Below are 6,596 nucleotides of genomic sequence, written 5' to 3'. Positions count from 1 at the left end.
TCGACCTTTCCGACTTTATCAGATCCTTTTTCGTGTCCGGCCCGCTCCTCGATGAGGCGCAACCTTCTCGAATTCGGCTCCGAATTCTTGTCGGAATGATTTGCCTTTCGGCGTGTCCACCACTTTACCGGATTCCCTCAGTGACTCATAATCGAGTCCCGGTCCGAATTTCGGCATGCCGAAATCTTTCCCGGTGACGGGCCGTTCAGTAATGGTGTGCCGCTGAAGCGGCGGGATTGGCTGCCGCGGGACCTGTGGGCTCCGGGGCAACTCGAGGAATCTACACGATCCCAGGGGTGCGACGCGACTCGGGGTCCGTTCGCAGTCGTCGGGGCCCGTCCGGGGCACAGGGGCGCCGGGGCACAGCGGGCACTGGTGCTCCTTCGTATCTGTCTCTCCCTTGCTCTGCGCACAGTTCTGCCGCAGGTCAGGGCGTCTGCCGGGGGCGTGCCGTCGTCGGGAGGGGGAGAGAGACGGCGCAGGCAGATGTCACCCAGGCGAGTTGGTCGTCAGGAGGCAGGACAGACGCCGAAGGGCGTCGCGGGCGCCGTCTCAGTGTCGAGACGGCGCCCGCGACGCCCATGGGTCACGTCATATGCGCGGAGAGCGCCTTGGGTCAGGACTGCTTGGCGGCCTTTTCCAGGATGACCACGCACTCCACGTGATGCGTCATCGGGAACAGGTCGAAGGCTCGCATGCGGCGGGGGGCGTAGCCGACCTGGTGGAAGTAGGCCAGGTCGCGGGCGAGGGCGGCCGGGTCGCAGGCGACGTAGGCGATGCGGCGGGGGGTGAGGGAGGCGAGGTGGTGGACGGTGGCCTTGCCGGCGCCGGCGCGGGGCGGGTCGAGGACGACGAGGTCGACGTCGGTGATGCCGGTGCGGGGCAGGATCTGCTCGACCTTGCCCTGTTCGATGCGGACCCGGTCGAGGTCGGCGAGGTTGTGCTGGGCGTCCTCGACGGCGCGCTTGCTGGATTCGATGCCGAGCACCGCGCCCTTGTCGCCGACGCGTTCGGCGAGGGCGCCGGCGAAGAGGCCGACACCGCAGTAGAGGTCGAGGGCCATGTCGCCCTTCTTGGGCATCAGACCCTGCATGACGGCCTCGACGAGGAGGTCGGCGGCCTTCGGGTGGACCTGCCAGAAGCCGCCGTTGCCGACCCGCCAGGTGCGGCCGGCGGCGCGTTCGCGGACGAAGGGGCGGCCGTGCACGCGGTGGACGCCGCCGTCCTTCTCGCCGACGCGGAGGACGGAGACCGGCTTGTCGAGTTCGACGAGGGGGAGGCGGCCGCCGGGGCTCGGGGTGAGGATCACCTGCCGGTCGTGGGAGCCGGTGGCGGCGATCGCCTCGACGGTGGCGATCTGCGGCCAGGTGCGCTTCTCGATGCCGAGTTCGGAGACGCCCGGGGCGGCGATCATGCAGTGGGTGACCGGTTCGACGTCGTGCGAGCGGTGCTTGCGGAGGCCCGGGCGGCCTTCGGCGTCCACGGCGTACTGGACGCGGGTGCGCCAGGCCGGGACCTCGCCCTTGGCGACCTTGTCGCCGGGGGCCGGTTCGACGGTGCCGTCCCAACCGGCCCGCTCGGGGGTGAGGTCGGCGAGGCGGGCCAGCTGCTCGCTGATGACCGCGGCCTTGAGGCGGCGCTGGGCGCCGGGCGCGGCGTGCTGCCAGTCGCAGCCGCCGCAGCGGCCGGGGCCGGCGAACGGGCAGGGGGCCTCGACGCGGTCCTTGGAGGGGCTGAGGATCTCGACGGCGTCGGCGCGCAGGAAGCGGGCGCCCTCCTCGCCGTCGGTGACGCGCACGCGCACCTGTTCGCCGGGCAGCGCGTGCCGGACGAAGAGGACCTGGCCGGCGTCGGTGCGGGCGATGCAGTGGCCGCCGTGCGCGACCGGGCCGATCTCGACTTCGTACTCCTCGCCGACCAGCGACTTCCTGGATTCCGGCGGCGTGTCCGGCTGCATGGCGAGGAGCTCCTGGGGAGAGGTGGGTGGAAACCGTGATGGCTGGCCTCCGGGTGGAGGCCAGCCGTCCATTCTACGGGGTGCGGTGCCGTGCGACGGCCGCCACGATCACTTCTTGGTGGCCGCGGATTCCTTCTTGGGTGCGGAGACCGGGCCGCGCCGGACCGAGCCGGGGGCGTTCCATTCGGCGCGCTTGCGGGCGCGCTTCTTGGCGGCCTCGGAGGAGTCCAGCTGCCAGGGGACGGAGGTGACCATGACCCCGGGGGTGAAGAGGAGGCGTCCCTTGAGGCGCAGTGCGGACTGGTTGTGGAGCAGGTGCTCGTACCAGTGGCCGACGACGTACTCGGGGATGTAGACGGAGACGGCGTCGCGGGGGCTCTCCCGGCGCAGCGACTTGACGTAGTCGATGATCGGCCGGGTGATCTCGCGGTAAGGGGAGGCGAGGACCTTCAGCGGGACCTCGATGCCGCGGCGCTCCCACTCGGCGCGCAGGGCCCGGGTGTCGGCCTGGTCGACGTCGACGCTGACGGCTTCGAGGGTGCCCGAGCGCATCAGCTTGGCGTAGTTCAGGGCCCGCAGGGTGGGCTTGTGGAGCTTGGAGACCAGGACGATGGCGTGGACGCGGGAGGGGCGGACCACGTCGTCGTCGGGGGTGTCGGGGGCGGCGATCTCGTCGGCGACCCGGTCGTAGTGGCGGCGGATCGCGGTCATCGTCACGAAGAAGATGACCATGCCGAGGAGGGCGACCCAGGCGCCGTGGGTGAACTTCGTCAGGAGGACGACGACGAGGACCAGGCCGGTGAAGAAGGCGCCGAAGGCGTTGATGGCGCGGGAGCGCTGCATCTTGCGGCGCTTGGCGGGGTCCTTCTCGCTGACCAGGTGGCGGTTCCAGTGCCGGACCATGCCGATCTGGCTGAGCGTGAAGGAGACGAAGACGCCGACGATGTAGAGCTGGATCAGGCGGGTGGAGTCCGCGCCGTAGAGGTAGACGAGGACGGTGGCCGCGCCGGCCAGCAGGACGATGCCGTTGGAGAAGGCCAGGCGGTCGCCGCGGGTGTGCAGCTGGCGCGGGAGGTAGCGGTCCTGGGCGAGGATCGAGCCGAGCAACGGGAAGCCGTTGTAGGCGGTGTTGGCGGCCAGGAACAGGACCAGCGCGGTGGCCGCTGCCAGGACGACGAAGAGGAAGCTGCCCTTGCCGAAGACGGCCTCGGCGACCTGCGAGATGACCGGGTTCTGGGTGTAGCCGGAGCCCAGCGGCTTGCCGTTGTTCAACAGGTCGGTGGCCGGGTTCTCCGCCATCCGCACGTGGGTGGTCATGGCCAGCGCGATGATGCCGCAGAACATGGTGACGGCCAGCCCGCCCATGAGGGCGAGGGTGGTCGCGGCGTTCTTCGACTTCGGCTTGCGGAAGGCGGGCACGCCGTTGGAGATCGCCTCGACGCCGGTGAGCGCGGCGCAGCCGGAGGAGAAGGCGCGCAGCAGCAGGAAGATCAGGGCGAAGCCGGCGAGGCCGCCCTGCTCGGCGTGGATGGTGTAGCCGGCGGTCGGGGCCTTCATGGTGTCGCCGAGGAGCAGGCCGCGGATCGCGCCCCAGAAGATCATGATGAAGACGCCGGCCACGAAGACGTACGTGGGGATCGCGAAGAGCTTGCCGGACTCCTTGACGCCGCGCAGGTTCATCAGCGTCAGCAGCACGATGATGGCGATGGCGCAGAACGTCTTGTGCTCGACGACGAAGGGGACGGCGGAGCCGAGGTTCTCCACGCCGGAGGAGATGGAGACCGCGACGGTCAGGACGTAGTCGACCAGCAGGGCGCTGGCGACGGTCAGGCCCGCCTTGGGCCCGAGGTTGGTGGTGGCGACCTCGTAGTCGCCACCGCCGCTCGGGTAGGCGTGCACGTTCTGCCGGTACGACGCGACGACGGTGAACATCAGCACCACGACCGCGACCGCGATCCACGGGCTGAAGCTGTACGCGGAGACCCCTGCCACGGACAGGACCAGCAGCACCTCGCCGGGCGCGTAGGCCACGGAGGAAAGCGGGTCGGAGGCGAAGACGGGGAGTGCGATGCGCTTGGGGAGAAGGGTCTCCCCGAGCCTGTCGCTGCGCAGTGCGCGCCCGATCAAGATCCGTTTGGGCACGTCGGTCAGTTTGGACACCAGAGGATGCTAAGCCTTCGTCAAGGTCCCCGCCCACCCGCCACCCGGACGGGTGCGAGCACGCGAATGCGCCACCATGCACATAGCGGCCCGACTACGCATCCACTACGCGGGACCTCTACAGCATCTGCACGATAAGCGCACGGCAGCGCCGTCGATGCAGGGAACTCCACGGGCCCGCACGTCGTGGTCGATGCCACGACGCCCGGGCGTGTCGTGGAAGCACGGCAGCGCGCGGCGTGCGCCGCCCGGTGCGTCGTGGGCGCGCCGGCTCACTCCCCCTGCGCTGCCGGGCGGGGTCGACGCGAGAGCAGTTCGCCAAGTCCCTCGCGGGTCACCGCCAGCAGCACCACGTCCTGCGGGCGCAGGACGTGGTCGTCCAGTTCGTCGGCGAGCTGCGCCGGCGCGGGGTCCTCGTCCGGCTGCGGCGCGCCCGTCGCGGGGTCGGCGGGTTCGTCGGGCGCGGAGTTGTCCACGGCGAGCACCCGCAGCCGGCCCGGACGGAGCACCTCGCCGACCTTCCGTCCCTCCAGGGCGGCGTGGCCACGCACCTCCACCCGGGCCACCAGCAGCACCCGCCGCTCCACCGGGATCGCTCCGAGGATCTCGCGGCCCATCATCGCCCCGGCGAAGGCCGGCGCGGCCAGGAACGACACGCTGCGGCTTCGGGTTCGCGCGGCCGGGTGCGCCGCGCGCAGCGTCCGGTAGACGGCGGTGGCGAACCCGTCGTCGAAGAGCCGCAGCGTCACCCGCAGGCGGGGGTTGACCGACCGGGCGTAGAGCGCCGCCTCCAGGTTGGTGGTGTCCTCGCTCGTCAGTGCCAGCAGGGTCCGGGCCCGGTCGGCCAGCGCGGCCTCCAGCACCCCCTCCTGCGTCACGTCGCCGACGACCGTCGGCACCCGCAGCCGGCGCGCCAGCGCGACCCCGCGCGCCTCCGGATCGGCCTCGATGCACACCACCGGGATGCGCATCTCGTGCAGCCGCGCCAGCACCCGAGTCCCGATCTTGCCCAGGCCGAGCAGCACCACGTGCCCGGACAGCCCGCGCGGCGGACGCCGCAGCGCCGAGGCGCTCCGGAACGTGCCCAGCCCCTCGAACGCCGCCGCCACCAGAACCGGCAGCAACAACAGCCCCACCAAGCCGGACAACAACTGGAGCACCTTGCGCGCCAACGGGTCGTTGAGTGCCGGTTCGTTGATCGCGAACAGGTCCAGCAGCGTGAGGTAGGCCGCGTGCAACGGCGGCTCCCGGGTGATCAGGGACTCGGCGACGGCCAGCGCCAGCACCGCCCCGACGAAGCCGGCCAGCGACCAGCGCAGCCGCCGGGAGAAGAGGGAGGCCAGCGGCGCGCCCCGCCCGCGCAGCCGGCGCGGTCGCACCGTCCGCCCCGTATAGGCGACGGTCTCCAGCACGACCCGGCCGCAGCCGGTGGACTCCGCGGCGGTGACGTCGTCCGGCAGGAGCACCGGCCCGTCGTCGCCCGGCGCCCCGGCGGCGCCTGCGGGCGGTTCGCCGGCTGTCCCGGCGGGCGCGTCCCCGGGTGACGGCGACAGCAGCGCCAGCGTGCACAGTCGCCGCGCCCCCGCCGGACCGGACTGCCCCGGCGCGCGTTCCACGGCCCGCAGCATCAGCCCGTCCGCCTCGATGACCTTGCTGGTGCCGGCGACCGCCGTGGCCACCAACGCCGGCGCGACGGTGTCGGCGTCGGAGAGCACCGTGGTGGAGGCGTCGACCCGCGGCGGCTGCGCCCCGTCCGCCCCACCGCTCGCGGCGACCGCAGCGGCCTGGTCCAGCAACTCCTCCAGGTGCTGGCCGAGTTTGCGGTTGTAGAGCCGGATGACCAGCCGCAACCGGGGATTGAGGCGGCGGGCCCGCAGCGCGGCGTGGATGTTGAGATCGTCGTCGTCATGGACCAGCGCCAGCGCGTCCGCCTCCGCGATCCCCGCCTCGGTCAAGGCCGCGTCGTCGACCTGCGCGGCCACCAGGACCCGTAGGGCCTCCGGTGGCGACCCGCCGTCCTCGCGCGCCGCCGCGGGCAACGGCGGCGCGGGCGGGGCGCCGGGCCCGCCGCGCGCCACCGCCGCCGAGACCCGGCCGAGCAGTGCGGTGGTGGCCCGTCCCAAGCCGCGGGAGGGCGAGGGGACGCGGGGGCGGTGCGGCTCCTGCGCGGACGGCACGATCAGCGTCACCCGTTCGCCGTAGACGTCGCGGAGCTCGGCGGCGAGCCGGTGGGCCAGTGCGTCGTCGCCGCACACCACCATGTGCGGCGGGAGAGAAGCCTGTTGGGGCTGATGTGGCAGTTGTGGCACACGTTGTAGCGTGCCCTACCCGGCCGCCCCCACGCAGCAGAGCGCACGATCCCGCTCCCGCACGACATCCCCCCACAACGGACCGGCACCCACCGCGCCCCCTACCGGGCACGCCGTTACGGCTACGGTTGTACCGGACCACGGTGCGGTCGGCGCTCCCGTCTGACGCA

General features: G+C 72.0%; 3 protein-coding genes. All 3 read right to left on the bottom strand.

Annotated elements, in window-relative coordinates:
• Positions 1-616 precede the first annotated feature (616 nt).
• The 3 genes from ACLJT4_RS38035 to ACLJT4_RS38025 all read right to left on the bottom strand — a co-directional run bounded on the left by ACLJT4_RS38035 (position 617) and on the right by ACLJT4_RS38025 (position 6,378).
• A complete protein-coding gene (locus ACLJT4_RS38035; protein ID WP_020931378.1) occupies positions 617-1,957 on the bottom strand; it encodes a class I SAM-dependent RNA methyltransferase in 1,341 nt (446 codons plus the stop codon).
• Between the two features lie 108 nt (positions 1,958-2,065).
• A complete protein-coding gene (locus ACLJT4_RS38030) occupies positions 2,066-4,117 on the bottom strand; it encodes an APC family permease (protein WP_233661945.1) in 2,052 nt (683 codons plus the stop codon).
• A gap of 272 nt (positions 4,118-4,389) precedes the next feature.
• The gene (locus tag ACLJT4_RS38025) at positions 4,390-6,378 is read right to left on the bottom strand and encodes an NAD-binding protein (RefSeq protein ID WP_411129618.1); all 1,989 of its coding nucleotides are present in this window, start codon (positions 6,376-6,378) and stop codon (positions 4,390-4,392) included.
• Positions 6,379-6,596 lie beyond the last annotated feature (218 nt).

The organism is Streptomyces sp. x-19 (assembly GCF_046549115.1).
GTDB classification, from domain to species: Bacteria; Actinomycetota; Actinomycetes; order Streptomycetales; family Streptomycetaceae; genus Streptomyces; species Streptomyces albulus_C.
The sequence above is the reverse complement of the archived record's forward strand: the minus strand, read 5'-3'. Positions and strand labels throughout refer to the sequence as shown.